This window comes from Ureibacillus sp. FSL W7-1570 (assembly GCF_038593265.1).
Lineage (GTDB): Bacteria > Bacillota > Bacilli > Bacillales_A > Planococcaceae > Ureibacillus > Ureibacillus suwonensis.
This window is the reverse complement of sequence record NZ_CP151979.1, coordinates 830688-848675: the sequence shown is the minus strand read 5'-3', so window position 1 is coordinate 848675 and position 17988 is coordinate 830688. Positions and strand designations below refer to the sequence as shown.

Sequence of the window (17988 nt, the reverse complement as noted above, 5' to 3'; positions counted from 1 at the left end):
ATTGGAAAAGGAGGGCAGTTACAAAAATTATTGGAGGTGAAAAAGGATGATTGAATCAGTAGCTGCATTAGGACGGTATGTGTTAGAAAAATCGAATAAAAGTGTGTTAGAACAAATGATTGAAAATCCTAACTATGATTATTGTATGTTTATTTTACTTTCTGAAACTGAGAATGGTATTGAATTTACAGGGGTCGATTATGAAGAAGTCTCAACTGATTATTCGAAATACTTGTTTCGTTCAGGTTCTTCCAGAGGAGCAAACTTTTCGCCGACTGCCAAAATAACTACTTTATCAAATACCTATGATCAAAAAATATTAGGTTGGTTTCGAGGAGTTTTAAAAGAAAAAAGAATTAATAACAAAGAAAAATTGGAACAAATATATGACAGGTTAGTACAAGATCAAGCATCAATTTTAGCAGCTGTATCTGAAAAAATCGAATCTTTGGATAAGTGTTTGATATCTGTAAAATTGAATCATTTATATCCGGTAGAGAATGAACTTTTTACGGAAACTTTTTTATATCTCATAAACAAAAAGGATTTGGAATTATCTGCGAATAATCAAATTTGTTCCATTTGTAAAGAGCAAAAAGATACAGTCATTGGAAAAATGTCAGCCTTTAAATTTTACACATTGGATAAGCCAGGTTTTATAACGGGGGGCTTTCAAGAAGAAACAGCATGGAGAAATTATCCGGTTTGTTTGGAGTGTAAAAGTTTCGTAGAAGCGGGTAAGGAATATATTGAAAATCACTTAAAGTATCAATTTTATGGACTTCCGTATTTATTAATACCATCGTTTCTAATTAACAAAGAAAATACAGGAGAAGATTTTGAAGTAATACTCGAAATTTTTGAAAATCAACAAAAAATGATCCAGCTTTCAAAAGAAAGCGGCAATTCAATAATGACTGATGAAGGAGATTTACTGTACATTCTATCTGAACAAAAAAATACGATTTCATTGAAATTTTTGTTTATGCAAAAAATTCAAAGCGCTGAACGCATATTGCTTGTTATTGATGATGTATTGCCGTCACGTCTTCAAAAATTGTTTAAATCAAAAGAAGAAGTTGAAAAAGTCATTTTATTCAAAAAAGAAACAAATGAACCTAGACATTTTCACTTCGGTTTCTTCCGTACGTTTTTTGCAAAATCCGATGAAGGTAAGAAAAATTTTGATTTAAATAAGTATTTTTTAACAATTGTCGAATCATCTTTTAAGGCCAAACAATTGGAACTCAATTTTTTATTGAAATACATAATGAAAGAAATCCGCAAAGATTTTTTAAAAGAAAATGAGCAAAATTTCTATTGGAAAATCAAACAAGCGATGGCTTGCCTGTCATTTTTGGAAAAAATCAATGTGCTTCAATTCGAAGGAGGCCAGATGATTATGAGTAAGTTTAACAACATTTTTGAAGTTTTTGGTAAACAACTAAATACAAATGAAAAAAGAGCCATCTTTTTATTAGGTTCGATGACGCAAATTTTATTGGAAGTTCAACAGAAAAAACGCAATTCAAAACCGTTTCTTAAACAGTTAATGGGATTAAAAATGGATGAACAGTCAATAAAAGGTTTGCTCCCGAAAGTTATTAACAAATTCATTGAATATGATGCCTACACGAAACCAAGACAAGAATTGGCGGAAGAAATATCTTCTCTATTTTTGCAAGCTAATGAAAAGTGGAAACTATCAATCGATGAAATCAATTTCTACTTTGTTTGTGGAATGAGTTTAGCTTCAAAAGTTAAAGAAGTTTTATATGAAAAAGAGGAGGTTATTCAATAATGCTAACGAATCGTTCAGAAATATTGTTTTTGTATGATGCTCAATGGATTAATCCAAATGGGGATCCGGTTGATGAAAATAAACCGAGAATCGATGAAGAAACGGGGCGAAACATCGTTACAGATGTGAGATTAAAACGCACGATCCGCGATTTTTTACATCAATATAAAGGGTTGGAAATTTTTATTCGTGAAATAGTAGATGAGAAAGATTATATTCAGGATGCAAAACAACGTGCTGAAGATTTTTTGATAAAAGATGGAGAAAAACTTGAAAAAGAGAAATTGTCATTAGCAGAAATGAAAGAAATTATTAATGTTCAGGTTCTTTCTTCTTGTATAGATATTCGCTTATTTGGTGTAACTTTGCCAGTGGAAAAATCATCAAAAGAGAAAAGTTCGATTACTCATACAGGTCCAGTTCAATTCAAAATGGGACAATCGCTTCATCGCGTAAAAATGGAGTATATAAAAGGAACAGGTGCGTTCGCTTCTGGAAGTGAATCGACACAAAAAACATTTCGCGAAGAATACGTGCTTCCGTATTCATTGATTGCTTTTTACGGAATTGTCAATGAGGAAGCAGCAAAAACGACTAGATTAACCGAAGAAGATATTGACACGTTATTGGAAGCAATGTGGAATGGAACAAAAAGCTTGATTTCACGCTCGAAAGTTGGACAAGTTCCTAGACTGTTAATAAACGTTGTTTATAAAGAAAAACATTTCCATATTGGAGAACTGGATAAGTACCTGTCGTTAAAAACGGATAAAAATGATGAAGAACTTCGTGATGTCAGCGAATTTATCATTGATGTTGATAGATTCATAGATGTTTTAAACAAAAATAAAAATAAAATTGAAAGAATCGATGTAAAAGTCGATGAACGGATTCAGTTGTCTACGGATATCAAAAACAGTTTGCAGCAGGCAGGGTTCTCAATTAGGGAATTGGATTTTTAAGGGTGAAGAAACATGAAAGTGCTAGTTTTTGATCTATGGGGTGATTTTGGACATTTTCGTAAATATTTTTCAACTTCTTCTCCGCTAACATATTCAATCATTCCCCCTACCGCAATGTACGGCATTTTAGGAGCGATTTTAGGGTTTGAGAAAGAAAATAATTTTTATTTAGAGAAATTGAATCATCAAACGGTTAGATATGGGATTAAAATATTGAAACCTGTGAAAAAAACGAGGATAGGGTTAAATCATATTAATACAAAAGGGAACATATGGATTCCCAAGCAAAGACGAGAAGGTCCAAGAACACAGATACGAACAGAGTTTTTAAAAGATCCTGGCTATCGGTGTTATATCCATATATCCGATGAAAATCTGTTTGAAAGATTAATCGAATACGTATCTCAACATAAATCGGTTTACACTGTGTCGCTTGGACTGAGTGAATGTTTGGCGCAGTTTCAATATGTAACGATAGAAGAAGTTCATAAAACCGAGTCAAACGATTATACAGAAATGGCAACTGTTTTGAAGCATTCCATGATTCAAGAAAACGGTCTTTTAATTGAAGACGGAAAAACATACATGAAAGAAACTGTTGCAACTGAAATGGATGTTAACCGTGTTGTTTCAAATTACGAAGAAATTATTTTTGAATCAACTGGAAAACCGATAAAAGTGCTAGTGGATCATAGCTACGTAACGAGCCAATCGGAACATATTTGTTTTATCAATTAGCACGTTTAGTGAATGAACGTGCTTTCTTTTTAGCTTATACGTGAGAGAGGAGGAACATGCTTGTGGTCCAACTATTATCTCACCCGAACTATCCATTAGAAAAACATGTACAGGGGGTTTTACATCAAATTGAAAAGTTTTTTGATGAAAAACGTCTTTCACGTCTATATATGAATGACTTATTTCTACTTTCCAATATGATTGGATTATTTCACGACATTGGAAAAGCAACTGGATATTTTCAACAATACATTAGGAAAGAAAATAATGATTTAGGTATGCTCAAAAATCATAGTTTGATTTCAGCGTTATTATTATACCAATTTTTACAATATGAATCTGAATTGAAATTTGATGACGAACGATTGCGTTTACTTGCATTTTTAATTGTAAAGAAACATCATGGCCAATTGAATAATTGGCTGGATGAGTTTAAGCAGTTTCATGAAAACGAAAAAGAACTGTTACAAAAGCAAGTTCATGCAATCGATTTTGAAAAGCTAAATCAGTCGTTTCAATCTTTTTCATTATACAAGCCTTTATCGAAAGAAACCTGTTTACAATGGGTTGAAGATTTATTTAATGAATCTTTTAAAATCCGAAGAAAAATTATGAAATATAATCGCGAGAAAGTTCCAATTGAATTGTATATTCAATATATCTTTTTATTTTCCATCCTTATCGATGCGGACAAATCTGAAGTCGGCATTCTCCAAAAAGGGTTATTTCCAGAAAGAAGAAAGCTTAATTACGACATTGTTATAAATTACAAAAGAAAACAGAATTGGGATAATCGCAATCTAAATGAACTTAGGGAAAAAGCATTTCAAGAAGTCGATTCCCTGAACATTGACTTAAATCATCATTTTTATTCGCTGCAATTGCCGACAGGTTTTGGAAAAACGTTGACATCATTTCAATTTGCTTTAAATTTGCGAAAAAAAATCGAACAAGAAAAAGGAGTTACATCACGTATTGTTTACAGCCTTCCATTTTTAAGCGTCATTGATCAGACGGAAAAAGTGATTCGAGAAATATTTAATATTAACGAAATCGAAATGGACCAATCGTTGTTACTTACGCATCATCATTTGTCAGATTTAAGCTACACGATTCAAAAAAATGAAGAAGGCTATCATCAATATGACTACAATGCTGCACAACTGTTAGTTGAAGGATGGAATGCAGAAATCATATTGACAACTTTTATTCAGTTATTTCATTCGATTTTTTCTAATAAAAATGCATCGCTTAGAAAGTTTCATCGATTTGCCCACTCGATTTTCATTATCGATGAAGTGCAAGCGATTCCGCACAAATACTGGCTCGTTGTTCGTGAAACATTAAAAGTTTTAGCTAGAGAATTAGATTGCTATTTCCTGTTTAGTTCAGCAACCATTCCTGCCATTTTTAAAGAAGATGAAATGCGGCCGTTAGTGGATGCCCCAAAGTATTATCAAGGTCTGTCAAGAGTGATGTTGCATTCTCACATAAAAGAAAAAATGACGATTGAACAATTTGTAAATACCTTAAACATCAACGAATCTAAGACATATTTGTTTATATTAAATACGATTGATGCAGCTAAAGAAGTATACAAAAAATTAAAAGAGATTGTACCTGATAAAAAGATAACGTTTTTGTCTACTCACATTCCTCCTATTGAACGATTGAAAAGAATTGGTGAAATTAAAAAACAAAAATATCAGATAGTAGTAAGTACACAGTTAGTTGAAGCAGGTGTTGACATCGATTTTGACATTGTATATAGAGATTTAGCGCCGCTTGATTCTATTCAACAGGCTGCTGGGAGATGTAATCGTCATGGAATGAGAAAAGGAGAAATACATGTTGCACATTTAACCGATGGTTATAAGAGTTTTGCAAATTACATCTATGATGGAATTCGATTGAATATTACACAAGAATTATTAAAGAATGATGCAATACCAGAAGAACGGTTTTTTCAGTTCATAGAGCAATATTTTGAACAATTGCAAGCAAAAACGGCTAATAAAGAGTCATTGGCACTATTGAATGGGATTCAAACATTATATTTCGACGGTGAAAAAGATGCAGATCGAATTCCTGTTTCTCATTTTCAGTTAATTGAGGAGCAGTATGACAGAATGGAAGTATTTTTAGAGCTTGATGAAAAAGCGAAATCTTTATTTGAACATTATGAAAAAATATTAAAAATTGAAGATCAATGGGAGCGGAAGAAAGCTTTTAGGGATATTAAAGCTGACTTTTATCAATACATTATTTCCATTCCAAGAAAGGTAGACAATAAACCGCCAATTGTTAATGGAATCGGCTACCTGACTAAGACTCAATTAGAAGATTATTATGATTTAACTCTCGGTTATAAAACAGAACAAACATCATTAATTTGGTAAGTGGTGACGCGGATGGATAGTCAATTTCCAATCACCGGAACGTATATTTGGTATTACTTTATTTGCAAACGTGAGTTGTGGCTCATGATGCATAATATTATTCCCGATCAGGAAGACGAAAATATCGATATCGGCCGATTTATACACGAGTACTACAGCAAGCGCGGGAAAGAAGAAGTCGATATTGGCAGCGGCAAAATTGATCGGATAAAGAAAGTCGGAAATGAAGTAATTGTTCAGGAAATTAAGAAAACTTCAAAATTTAGAGAAAGCAGCTATTTTCAGCTTTTGTTTTATTTAGATCAACTTGAAAAAATGGGAATTCAAGCAAAAGGAGAGCTGTTGTTTTCTGAAGAAAAAAAGAAAGAATCCGTTGTTTTAACAGATGAAAACCGCAAGCAATTGCATGAAGCGATTTCCGAAATTCAAAAAATAGCAAAGTACCCTGTTCCTCCACCGCCGAAAAAAATCAAGTATTGCCGTTCATGTGCTTACCGGGAATATTGTTGGGCAGGTGAAGATGAATGAAGAAAACGCTGTACATTTTACGAAGCGGCAAGTTCAGACGAAAAGACAACACATTATATTTTGAAGATGCTGAAGGCAATCGAAAATTTATACCCATTGAAGATACGAACGACATTTTTATTTTTTCAGAAGTTGATCTAAATACAAGATTACTCGATTTTTTAAGCCAAAAAGGAATTTGCGTTCACTTTTTCAATTACTATGGTTACTACAGCGGAACGTTCTATCCTCGTGAACATTTAAACTCAGGGCATGTCATATTAAAACAAAGCGAACATTACTTAAATGAAGATTTACGAATCGACTTGGCGAGAAGATTTGTGAAAGGCTCAATGAATCAAATGAAGCAAGTGTTACGTTATTATGCGAATCGTCGAAAAGAAAGCAACCAAAAGTTTATCGAAGTGATTGAAAAAATTAATGTTCTTATGGAAAAAATCAATGAAATTGAAACAATAGCTGAATTGATGGCGTTTGAAGGAAATACCAGAGAGTTATACTATTCGTGCTTTGATGAAATTATAAACAATAAAGATTTTGTATTTGAAAAACGTTCGAAACGTCCTCCCCTAAATCCATTGAATGCCCTTATCAGTTTTGGCAATTCCTTGTGTTACACAATGGTACTTAGTGAAATCTATAAAACATATCTAGATCCAAGAATCGGATACTTGCATTCCACTAATTTTCGAAGATTTACTTTGAATTTAGATGTGGCTGAAATTTTTAAACCAATCATGGTCGATCGCCTTATTTTTCAACTAATCAATAAAAAAATGATCACACAAAAAGATTTTGAAAAAGAACATACCGGCGGAATATTATTAAATGAGAAAGGAAGACGAACATTTATAGAACAGCTCGAAACAAGAATGAGAACGACAGTCAATCATAGGCATTTAGGGAGAAACGTATCATACCGTCGGTTAATCCGATTAGAATTATACAAAATCCAAAAACATATTTTAGGAGAAAAACCCTACGAGCCATATACTTCGTTGTGGTAAGACAAATCTTTTGCAAATGAATATATTTATATGAATCATCTTTAGCTTGAGATTCAGAGAGTGAGGGTTGGTCGTTGTTTGTGATCCTTGTATATGACGTTGGAGAAAAAAGAGTAGGAAAAGCGTTAAAAATTTGTAGAAAATATTTACATTGGGTACAAAATTCTGTGTTTGAAGGAGAAATTTCAAAAGCCAACCTGGTAAAATTAAAAAAAGAATTAGAAATGTTAATTGATAATGATGAAGATTCCGTTATTTTATATACGTTTCGTTCGCAAAAATATACCGGAAGAGAAATCATGGGAAAAGAAAAAGCAACGACAGATTTTTTGATTTAATTTTGTCGTCGATCGGTCTCACGACAGCAACCCCGAGGGATCGACGACAAGTTATTTTTGTATAATTTATAGAAATCCCAATAAAATCAATGAATTTCATTATTTTCACTAAAATTTCAAATTGACTATTTTTTAATAAAAAGTTACTATATAGCTAACAAATGTTGATTTTATTAGGGTTTTGATCTTACCTATGAGGGATTGAAATGCAGACTATCGAAAAAAGATGTATGTGCCAAAACCACGTTTTGATCTTACCTATGAGGGATTGAAATGCGCTCATAACGTTTGGTAAATTGTAATCGTCTTTGGTTTTGATCTTACCTATGAGGGATTGAAATGCCTATACGCAGTTAAATAGTGAAATTGTGCCAAATTGTTTTGATCTTACCTATGAGGGATTGAAATACTGTTCTTTTTTGTCTTTTAACCAATCTTCAAGCCGTTTTGATCTTACCTATGAGGGATTGAAATCTTCGATTTTGTCGATATCCGGATTTTTCAAATCAACGTTTTGATCTTACCTATGAGGGATTGAAACTCATCAGTGAAGGTATAAGCGAATTCATCGAATCCAAGTTTTGATCTTACCTATGAGGGATTGAAACAGATGTCCTCGATTTCTAATGATGTTCCGTGATTGACCGTTTTGATCTTACCTATGAGGGATTGAAACGAATTTCCTGTGCAAATAGTAGACCTTCTACAAATCCGTTTTGATCTTACCTATGAGGGATTGAAACTCTCGGTGTGCGAGAGTTGCAAAAACGTGGAGCGATACGTTTTGATCTTACCTATGAGGGATTGAAACATAATCCGTCGTTTTTGACGAATTATTTTGGAGTTAATGTTTTGATCTTACCTATGAGGGATTGAAACTAGACCGACCATCTGAAAAAGAAAAGTTGCGCCCACTGTTTTGATCTTACCTATGAGGGATTGAAACTCATAATATTAACAAAGGCGTAGGGGGTTGAAAAAAGTTTTGATCTTACCTATGAGGGATTGAACCATGGCCGTCACAGGTTTCGATTCTTGGTGGATTGCGGTTTTGATCTTACCTATGAGGGATTGAAACCTTCGATAACATAGTTATACTCATAAATACCATTCGTTTTGATCTTACCTATGAGGGATTGAAACTCGACCAATGCTTGCAACGCTTCTGTTCCGCTTGCCGGTTTTGATCTTACCTATGAGGGATTGAAACCGGCCGAGCACTTCGATTTCAATCGCTGGAACTTCGTTTTGATCTTACCTATGAGGGATTGAAACTCGTCAGCATAAAATTCAAGTGCTTCACGTAGTCGTTGTTTTGATCTTACCTATGAGGGATTGAAACTTGGAACTGATGCAGATGTGGATGGATACCATATTAGGTTTTGATCTTACCTATGAGGGATTGAAACCGCCTTCTGTTCCACTTAATTCGCGTAATTTTTCGAGTTTTGATCTTACCTATGAGGGATTGAAACCCGAATTAAAGCACTCGCTAATTCGACAATCAACCGGTTTTGATCTTACCTATGAGGGATTGAAATTCAGCATTGTCGACGGGTTTAGTTCATTTCAGTTTGTGTTTTGATCTTACCTATGAGGGATTGAAATCCGTATTCCGCACTGCATACTACGGTCGATTGTATGGGTTTTGATCTTACCTATGAGGGATTGAAATCCATCCCCAAAAACAGATACTGTGTATGTAGTATCAACGTTTTGATCTTACCTATGAGGGATTGAAATTCGGCTTTGAGTCTTAATAATTCCTTGCGTTCTCTTGTTTTGATCTTACCTATGAGGGATTGAAATCCTTCGTCTAACTCAATAAGAGTGAATGGGTCATATAGTTTTGATCTTACCTATGAGGGATTGAAATTTCGCTTCTCTCCGCAGCGCCTTCAAGCCCTTCAAGTTTGTTTTGATCTTACCTATGAGGGATTGAAATTTTTCATCTGCTACCTGTTTTGCATAATCGCCTTTGTGTTTTGATCTTACCTATGAGGGATTGAAATTTAGATTCCAGTATCTAACTGCTTATTTACAGTTATTTCCTGGTTTTGATCTTACCTATGAGGGATTGAAATGCTTTTGTCCGAACGTGACACTTTGAAAACTTTTTGTGTTTTGATCTTACCTATGAGGGATTGAAATGCGAATACGAAGGAGTGGAAGTTCACTACACACGTACGTTTTGATCTTACCTATGAGGGATTGAAATTACCACTTGGAGAACAAATTGATACGATTGATGCTGGTTTTGATCTTACCTATGAGGGATTGAAACCGAGCAAATTGAATGGCAAAGACAAGTGATTCGGGGTTCAGATCTTACCTATGAGGGATTGAAACCACGCTCAATGCAATCCAGGTTGTCTAATAACTGTTGTTCAGATCTTACCTATGAGGGATTGAAACAACATAATGAGTTTACACGTCATATAGACGTGTACGATGTTTAGATCTTACCTATGAGGAATTGTTGGCTAAAGGCTTGATTCTTTGTTTTGTTTCTTAGTCAACTTTACAAAAGGCCAAATAAAATTCCATTCATTTACCTTTTAAATTTTTTATGCTTTTTTCCCTCATTTTTTCCTCACTTTTTTTGTAAAATTTCAATTTTCCCCATATTTTTGTTGAATTTTTACAAAATTATTAAATTAATGAAGGATTCCGAAAAAATGTGTCAAAGTTATTATATAATTAGCAATAAAGTGGAAATTGTGTAAGAATTTTGGAGGAATTGTTGTAATGTATCATACTGTAGTTATTACGTGCGGAACGTCTTTTAATAATTCAAGTAATTTTTTTTGTTTTAATAATTTTGATAAATTTAAGGAAAAATCACTTAATTTATTTGATACAGAGATATCAGAAGAAACTGAAAATGTTATCAATAAGTGGCTTCATTTATGTATAAGGAAACATAAGCAAAACAAACTAGAGCCAAATCAGGTTAGCGCAGAATATTCAACAATGTATTCTTTAAAAAAATTTGGGAAGCTACATAAAAAACCAACCGTTGTTCTTATTGTGACGAACAGTATTGGCGGTTATATGGCTGAACGATTATTAAGCTATTTATTTAGACAAGATTTTAATGCGAATATAATGGTTACTTATGTCACATTTGATGTTTCGAATGCCAGTATCTTGAATCGACAAATTGGAGAATATATGTCTAAATTAACGCATGCATTACGTCAAGGGGAACCCAATACTACTTGCTTTGTTCCATTGGGTGGATATAAGTTTATGACTTCTTATGGTTATATTGTCGGCTCTATTTTGAAATATCCGACGGTTTACGTAAATGAACATGCGCAACAACTGATTCAAATTCCGTGGGTTCCTATCGATGTGGAAAAGTTTATCGAGGGGAATGCAACACTTCTTCGCAAATGTTTAAATGATTTTATTGAATTTGAAAAGCTGCATCATCAAGAAAAAGAAATCGTCTCATCTCATCCCTATGTTTTTGAGATTGAAGAAGGTCTTGTTGGCTTAACTCCATTTGGTCAATTTTTACTAGAACAAAGCGACCGGAGCCACATTTTCAATACACAGTATTATTTGTCTGATCAAGTTCGAAATTTGATAAAAAATCAGCAGGATCAATCTATTTTTGTTGCTCAACAAATGCAGGAATTAGTGAAAAAAATTAAACTGCACGAACATCCTGATTTAGAATTGATGCATGAAAAAGATTTTGATAAGCTCGACCGTTCAAAAATGAAATATCATTTATACAAAGGTGCTAGTAATGGAAGGCATGTATTTCGGTTGGCTTATCGGTATGATTCATCAAATCAACGGTTATATGCCAATTACTTATGGTTAAATCACGATCGTTACGAAAGAGAGGCTGCAAAAGGAATAGGGATTTATGACGATGAAGCCGATTTTCGCGATGTAACGGAAGAAATTGTGGGGAAATATTTATAGATCGGAGGGAGTTATTATGACCCGAAATCTACTGATGTCTTTTTTAGGTACGGGGAAATACATACCATGCTACTATGAGTATAACGATAAACGTTCTAAATTAACTCGTTATATACAAACGGCTATTTATGAGCACATTAGTTCTTATGTCGATAACCTTGAAGTTATTATTTTTTGTACAAAAGAAGCAGAAGAAGCTAATTGGTCTGGTTTACAAGAAACATTTAATGAAATAGCACCTCAAGCAAAAGTAAAAAATGTTCCGATTCCAAGTGAACAAGATGAAGATGCAACTTGGACATTGTTTGAGAAAATTATGGATGAAATTCAATATGGAGATAGAATTTTTTTTGACGTGACTCATAGCTTTCGTACTAATCCAATCGTCGCATTAATTGTTCTCAATTATGCAAAAGTTGTGAAAGGCGCAAAATTTGGTGGGCTAATGTATGGCTGGATTGAAAAATTAGGTAGAATTCCAGAAATAGAAAAAATAAATGTAGAAGAAAGAATTGCTCCCATTGTAGATTTGACAGGTATGACTAATTTACTAACTTGGACAAATGGTGCTGACCAATTTATTCGTACTGGAAATGCTTCTGTTTTATTAGAGATTGTAAATCAGGAACTCAAACATAAAAAAGATGATAAAAAAAGTGAATTGATTAATGTTAAGTACTTGATTAATCAGTTAAATACAGTTGGTTTATGTTTTGAAACAGCTAGAGCTAATAGCTTACAAACAGAAATAAATAAATGGAAGGAAAAAACTGAAGAAATAAAACACTCTGAAAACCAACATTTCCGTCAATTAATTCCACTAATTGATACAATTGAAAAGAAAGTTGAAAATTTTTCTGATGATGAAATCATGAATTATTATTACATGTCAAAATGGTGTTATGATCATGGATTAATTCAACAAGGGCTTACTATTTTAGTTGAATCGGTAATAACTGTATTGTGTAAATTAGTAAAAGTAGATGAGTTTAATAAAGATATGAGAGATGTGGTCTCCTCTTCATTGAATGTATATTTAGACAAAAAGCCTGAAGAAGAGTGGCAAGGCGACATTGAATTCATGAAAAAAGTTGTTAAAAAAATAAAACCTTATAGAGAAATGCTAAAACCTTTTCAAAAATTAAGAGAGTATAGAAACAACATTAACCACGCTGAAATGAACAAAGAAAGACAATTTCAAGCAAAAAGTTTTCAAGGAGCATTAAAAGAATCATTAGATAATTTGCGGCCGTTTTTCGAAGAAATGTCAAAATCATTAAATAGCCGAACTGAGGTGACATAAATGAATCATTCCCAGTTGCTAGAGCTGGCATTAAATAAAACTGCACTGCAATCAAAAACGTATCAATTGAAAACGATAACCCCTTTAGGAGTACATGGAGCCTCTGGAAGTCAGTTTGAAGCAGAATTTCGGATTCCTTCATTGCGTGGCGTAATTCGGTATTGGTGGCGTGCTGTTCAACACATGGATGAACCAAAAGAACTTTTACAACTTGAAACAAAAAAATTTGGCGGAACATCTGTTAATGCGCAAAAATCTCCAGTTGCTTTTGTTGTTGAAAAACCTTGGATTGTTAGAAACTATAAAAAATTTGTATTACCTCATAAGAATAGTTCTCCAATGACATGTTTGCCAGAACAAAAAGAAATTCCTGTAAAAATGTTGGTAAAACGTAATGAAGATGTAGCTTTTTATGAAAATGTATTTCATTTGTTTTCAATGTTAGGAAGTATGGGACAAAGAGCAAGACGCGGATTTGGCTCGATTCAACTTTCGGAATATGAAGATATTGATGATTTTATAAATGAACTAATGAGGACATTAAACTATTTTGGGATTGATGTAATGTTTAATTCAAGCCATTCATTGAAGGTTAGAAACTATGAAAAGTTATCTCATCCGACGATTGCATCTATATGGTTCGGGAGACCATATACATCGGCTTGGGATGTTGTTATAGCTTATGCTAAAGCATCCAGTAAAAATCAGACAGGTATGTTAGGACAAGTATCAGATAAAAAACGTAATAAAAAAAGATTTGCTTCTCCTCTCTGGGGTTCAGTAAAAGAAATAGGTGGAAAATATTATCCTGTTATAACAGAACTTCAATCGCAATCAATAACAAATATGAAAAAATACGAGAATGAACGCAATGAGTTTTTAGAAGTACTAGGAGTGAGCATATGAGTGAAAAACAAATGGTAGTTTTTTCGATCGGGCCTGTTCAAAGTTTTATTGCTTCCGCTCGCAAAACTGAAGATTTATGGAGCGGCAGTTTTATTCTTTCTTTTTTAATTGAAAGAGCAATGGAAACTCTATGCAGTCAAGGTTTGAAGGTTGAGTTTATCTATCCCAAAGCATCGGAAGATGATTTAAATCCAATGAAAAAAACGGGGTACAACGCAAATGTTGCTTCTTGGCCTAACCGATTCACGGCATTTGTAAATGGTTCTTTGGATGAAACGACGAATGTATTAAAAAAAGTTGATTCAGTTGTTAGACGGGAGTTTAACAAAATTTGCCATTATGCAATCAATGAAGTATTTCCAAAACATATCCAAACTGATCAATTGTTGAAACAGGCCAATCATCAAATTGAGCAATTGCTAGAAGTATATTGGGTTGTTCAACCATATAACGGCCATTATCGTGAAGAAAAATCAACACTTGAAGCGCGATTAAGTGCGGTTAAAAATGACAAAATTTATCATCAACTCATAGAAAGTGGATTTACTTGCACAGTTTGTGCCCAGCGCGATGCTTTATGTATGGAGCCATTTGATCAATATGAAACAATTTATGAACTGAAAAATAAAGTAAAAAATACTTGGAAGCATAGAAATGAAAAGTTTAAAGGAACCGATGAAGGAAAAGATGACGGTAGAATCCGCGATAACGAGTATTTATGCAGCATTTGTTTAGGAAAACGGGTTGCACGGGATTATTTTAAAGAAGTATATCGAAATGCCTCCTCTTTCAAGTTTTATCCATCGGTCATTGAGATAGCTGGAAAATACACGTATTTTGCAATTCTTTCGATGGACGGAGACAATATGGGTTCGTGGTTTAATAGCAACACTGCTGAAGAAGCAGGTAAGGTTAGTGACGCATTAGCAACTTTTTCTAGACGCGTCGTACCCGAAGTAGTACGGAAAGAAGAAGGGTATTTGGTTTACGCAGGCGGCGATGACGTTCTAGCTTTTTTGCCTGTAGATAAAGCGTTACAGGTTGCGAATGAACTAAGACAAAAATTCGGTATGAAAGGAAGCGGATTACAAGGAGCAACAGCTTCGGTAGGATTGGTAATAGGTCATAAAAAAGCGCCGTTGCAGTTGTTGTTGCAAGAAGCAAAAAAATTAGAAAATCGCGCAAAAAGTTACGTTCATCAAGAACAAAATCAACAAAAAAATGCTTTGGCAATCGGTATACATACTCGCTCGGAAAAACATGAAACTGTCGTTCCTTGGCAAATCGACGGAATGCAAACTTCGGATCTATTAAACGAAATCATTGAATTATTGACCAATGATTTATCCGATACTTTTATCTATCGATTTTCTGAAGTTTTTTTACCATTGAATGATTATGATAGTAAAGACAAACATTTAATGGTTGAATTTGAACTACGTCGGCTGCTTAGACGCTCAATGAAAGTAAAAAAAGAAGAAAAAGAATTAACTAATATACTGGAAAAGTTAATGGCACTATATAAAAGCATGGAATCTGTTAAATCGTTTGTTATGTTATTAAGAATGCTAACCTTTTTCAAAAGAATGGAAAAACAAGATAAAGGCGGTAATAACCATGAAGACGATAACGCTTAAACCGGTCGATTCCTTTTTTTTCAGAGGCCATGCTTACGCTGATGCTGGCAGCGATACAACGATGACTGGCTTTTTTCCTCCTAGACCAAACACGATTTATAACGCACTAAGAAGTGCTTATATTTATACAAATTCATCATTTGAAAGCTTTACTAAAGAAGAAAACGAAGAACTAAAGCGCTGGATGGGAAGTCCTGATACTCACGGAGATTTTCGTATTAAGGGATTATTTATAAGTAAGAAAAATCAACTTGTATTACCGTTACCTCTCGATTATCAAGTTGTAGAAGATGATGAAAGTTTGACAGGATATCCGCTTCGTATAAAACAAAATGATTTTTTTCAGTCGTCAAATTCAACAGATTGGGCATTGTATGCAACAGTAAAAAATAAAAAATCAAAAAATGCTCAGGGTAAATTTGCTTATTTTGATCAGTGGAAACAATCGGTGTTAAATCAAACACCTATTCATCGATTGTTAATTACACATGATTTTGTTGATGAATATGCAAAGGTCGGTATACATGTAGACTATGTAAACAAAAAAGCAAAGAATGAATATCTGTATCGAATGAACATGCTATCGATGAAACCGGATTGCAGTCTTGAAGTATTAATTGATCGCACTCCTGATTTTACAAATGTACGATTTGCGAGGCTTGGCGGCGAGAGCCGACCTTGGATTGTGAAACAGAATTCATATGAGCATCCATTTTTTTGGAACAGTAAAGAACTTCAGGAAATTGAAAATCAATTGCGAGAAAACTGTATAGCTCGAATTATTCTATTAACGCCTTCGATTTGGAAACAAGGAAGCAGACCAGGAAGTTTTGATGAAGTGACTGGCAAATTAGTACTTCCTAATGATATTACAGTGGAACCGATTGCTTGGGCAGTTGGCCGTCCTGAAGTATTTGGTGGATGGGATATTGTTCGCAATCGTCCAAAACAAAGGCAGTGGATGGTACCAGCTGGGACGGTGGTATATGTACGCATTGATGAAGAAAAAATTTCAAAATTAATGAATTTAGCGAACGGGTTTCACTTTTCGGATGATTTAATACAAGAAGGATTCGGATTTTCAATTATTTCTGGAGTCGTTAAAGGGGGATAAAAATGTATTCAATTGCAAAACCTTTTTTACTGCATGCAATTACATCTGTTCATGCTGGAAGCGGAAGTGAAATTGGAATCGTTGATTTGCCAATTCAAAGAGAAAAACATACGAATTACCCTAAAATTGAATCATCTTCATTAAAAGGTGCGTTGCGTTCACATTTTGAAATGGATCCTGAAGTTGACGAAAGCAAGTTAGAACTGGTTTTCGGGTCTAAACCGGATAAAAACAAAGAGAATACTGATAACGAAAACAATACTCAAGCGAGCGCAATTGCTTTTAGCGATGCGCGTTTATTGCTGTTTCCTATCCGTTCATTGAAAGGAGTTTTTGTCTGGATAACATGTCCACAGGTAATAAATCGTTTTAATGATGATTTAACAGCTTTTACACAGGATTTATCGATAGAAAAATTAGAAGTTCCAAAAGAAAACACGGTTTCTTCAGACCTGATGATGGTTGGAGGTAATAAAATTGTATTGGAAGAGTATACATTTTCAGTAACGATTGATGAAAAAACACAAAAATTAGCTAAACAACTTGAAAAACTGATTGGAGATGCTTTAACAGTTGATTTAGCTTCACGTATAGTGGTATTAAGCGATAACGACTTTGCTAATTTTGTAACTTTTTCCACAGAGGTAAATGCAAGAGTAAAAATTGGTGAAACAGGCACGGTTGATAGCGGAGCGTTATGGTATGAAGAAAATGTCCCGCCAGAAACGATGTTTTATAGTTACTTATTTATTGGCAATGTTAGAGGAAACGGTACAAAAGATTTATCCACGTCTGAACAAGTTCAGCAATTTATGAAAAATCATATGCCTTCTGTGTTTCAGTTAGGTGGAAATTATACAATTGGTAAAGGAATTATGAGAACCATTTGGCTGGATAGGGGAGATAATGATGAGTAACCGCCCAATATCGACAATTGAAGGTGGACGAGCTTCTTTTGCATTTTCCGAAGTTAAAAAATTTGTAGAAACACATCGAGAACATGCAAAAGACTATCGTTCATACGTTAAAAAAATGCCAGCGATGATACAAGTGAATGGATTAGGCCAAACACTTGCTTTTTATTATTCAAAAAAGAACAAAAAAGCTTATTACGAAATTTATCAAACAATAACAAGTTGGTTGAAAAAAGAATTTCCTCAATTTTTTACAAAAGAACAAACATTAGTAGAAGTTGTGATTAATCTCGATAGCAGCGATTACCGAATGTTCACAATAGAAGTGATGGCATTGTTAAACTGGATGCGAAAGTTTGTCGATGGTATGGTTGAAGTTAAAGAAGGTGAATCATAAAA

At 33.9% G+C, this 17988-nt stretch carries 14 protein-coding genes and 1 CRISPR repeat array; all 14 genes read left to right on the top strand.

Annotated features, from left to right (window positions below):
• Positions 1–46 precede the first annotated feature (46 nt).
• The 14 genes from NST13_RS04165 (at position 47) to cmr5 (ending at position 17986) form a co-directional block, all read left to right on the top strand.
• On the top strand, positions 47–1801 hold the full coding sequence (locus tag NST13_RS04165) for a TIGR02556 family CRISPR-associated protein (RefSeq protein ID WP_342581488.1): 1755 nt from the start codon (positions 47–49) through the stop codon (positions 1799–1801).
• Positions 1801–2763, top strand: coding sequence for a type I-B CRISPR-associated protein Cas7/Csh2 (gene cas7b, locus NST13_RS04160; RefSeq protein ID WP_342581487.1), 963 nt, complete (start codon positions 1801–1803; stop codon positions 2761–2763). The genes NST13_RS04165 and cas7b overlap by 1 nt, the downstream gene beginning before the upstream one ends.
• Positions 2764–2775: 12 nt before the next feature.
• A complete protein-coding gene (gene cas5b / locus NST13_RS04155) occupies positions 2776–3501 on the top strand; it encodes a type I-B CRISPR-associated protein Cas5b (RefSeq protein ID WP_342581486.1) in 726 nt (241 codons plus the stop codon).
• A gap of 62 nt (positions 3502–3563) precedes the next feature.
• Positions 3564–5900, top strand: coding sequence for a CRISPR-associated helicase Cas3' (cas3, locus tag NST13_RS04150; protein ID WP_342581485.1), 2337 nt, complete (start codon positions 3564–3566; stop codon positions 5898–5900).
• A 12-nt stretch (positions 5901–5912) separates the two neighbouring features.
• The gene (gene cas4 / locus NST13_RS04145; protein ID WP_328215952.1) at positions 5913–6428 is read left to right on the top strand and encodes a CRISPR-associated protein Cas4; all 516 of its coding nucleotides are present in this window, start codon (positions 5913–5915) and stop codon (positions 6426–6428) included.
• Positions 6425–7435, top strand: a complete 1011-nt coding sequence (gene cas1b / locus NST13_RS04140) for a type I-B CRISPR-associated endonuclease Cas1b (RefSeq protein ID WP_141601271.1) — start codon at positions 6425–6427, stop codon at positions 7433–7435. Before cas4 ends, cas1b begins: the two co-directional genes overlap by 4 nt.
• A 74-nt stretch (positions 7436–7509) precedes the next feature.
• Positions 7510–7773 (top strand): CRISPR-associated endonuclease Cas2, encoded by a 264-nt coding sequence (gene cas2 / locus NST13_RS04135; protein WP_141601270.1) that lies wholly within the window; start codon positions 7510–7512, stop codon positions 7771–7773.
• A 178-nt stretch (positions 7774–7951) separates the two neighbouring features.
• Positions 7952–10255: direct repeats of the CRISPR family, unit length 29 nt; unit sequence GTTTTGATCTTACCTATGAGGGATTGAAA.
• Between the two features lie 266 nt (positions 10256–10521).
• Complete coding sequence (locus NST13_RS04130; protein ID WP_342581484.1) at positions 10522–11715, top strand: CRISPR-associated protein; 1194 nt, start codon at positions 10522–10524, stop codon at positions 11713–11715.
• 16 nt (positions 11716–11731) lie between these two features.
• A complete protein-coding gene (gene csx2, locus NST13_RS04125; protein ID WP_141603301.1) occupies positions 11732–13018 on the top strand; it encodes a TIGR02221 family CRISPR-associated protein in 1287 nt (428 codons plus the stop codon).
• On the top strand, positions 13019–13924 hold the full coding sequence (gene cmr1 / locus NST13_RS04120) for a type III-B CRISPR module RAMP protein Cmr1 (protein WP_141603300.1): 906 nt from the start codon (positions 13019–13021) through the stop codon (positions 13922–13924). It begins immediately after the preceding gene.
• Entirely contained in the window at positions 13921–15561 is a 1641-nt protein-coding gene (cas10, locus tag NST13_RS04115) for a type III-B CRISPR-associated protein Cas10/Cmr2 (protein ID WP_342581483.1), read from the top strand. Before cmr1 ends, cas10 begins: the two co-directional genes overlap by 4 nt.
• Positions 15542–16675 (top strand): type III-B CRISPR module-associated Cmr3 family protein, encoded by a 1134-nt coding sequence (locus NST13_RS04110; protein WP_141603298.1) that lies wholly within the window; start codon positions 15542–15544, stop codon positions 16673–16675. Before cas10 ends, NST13_RS04110 begins: the two co-directional genes overlap by 20 nt.
• 2 nt (positions 16676–16677) lie before the next feature.
• Positions 16678–17592 carry a type III-B CRISPR module RAMP protein Cmr4 gene (gene cmr4 / locus NST13_RS04105; RefSeq protein ID WP_141603297.1) on the top strand — a complete coding sequence of 305 codons (915 nt, stop codon included), beginning with the start codon at positions 16678–16680 and terminating at the stop codon, positions 17590–17592.
• A complete protein-coding gene (gene cmr5 / locus NST13_RS04100) occupies positions 17585–17986 on the top strand; it encodes a type III-B CRISPR module-associated protein Cmr5 (protein ID WP_246045899.1) in 402 nt (133 codons plus the stop codon). The genes cmr4 and cmr5 overlap by 8 nt, the downstream gene beginning before the upstream one ends.
• The last annotated feature ends 2 nt before the right edge of the window (positions 17987–17988 follow it).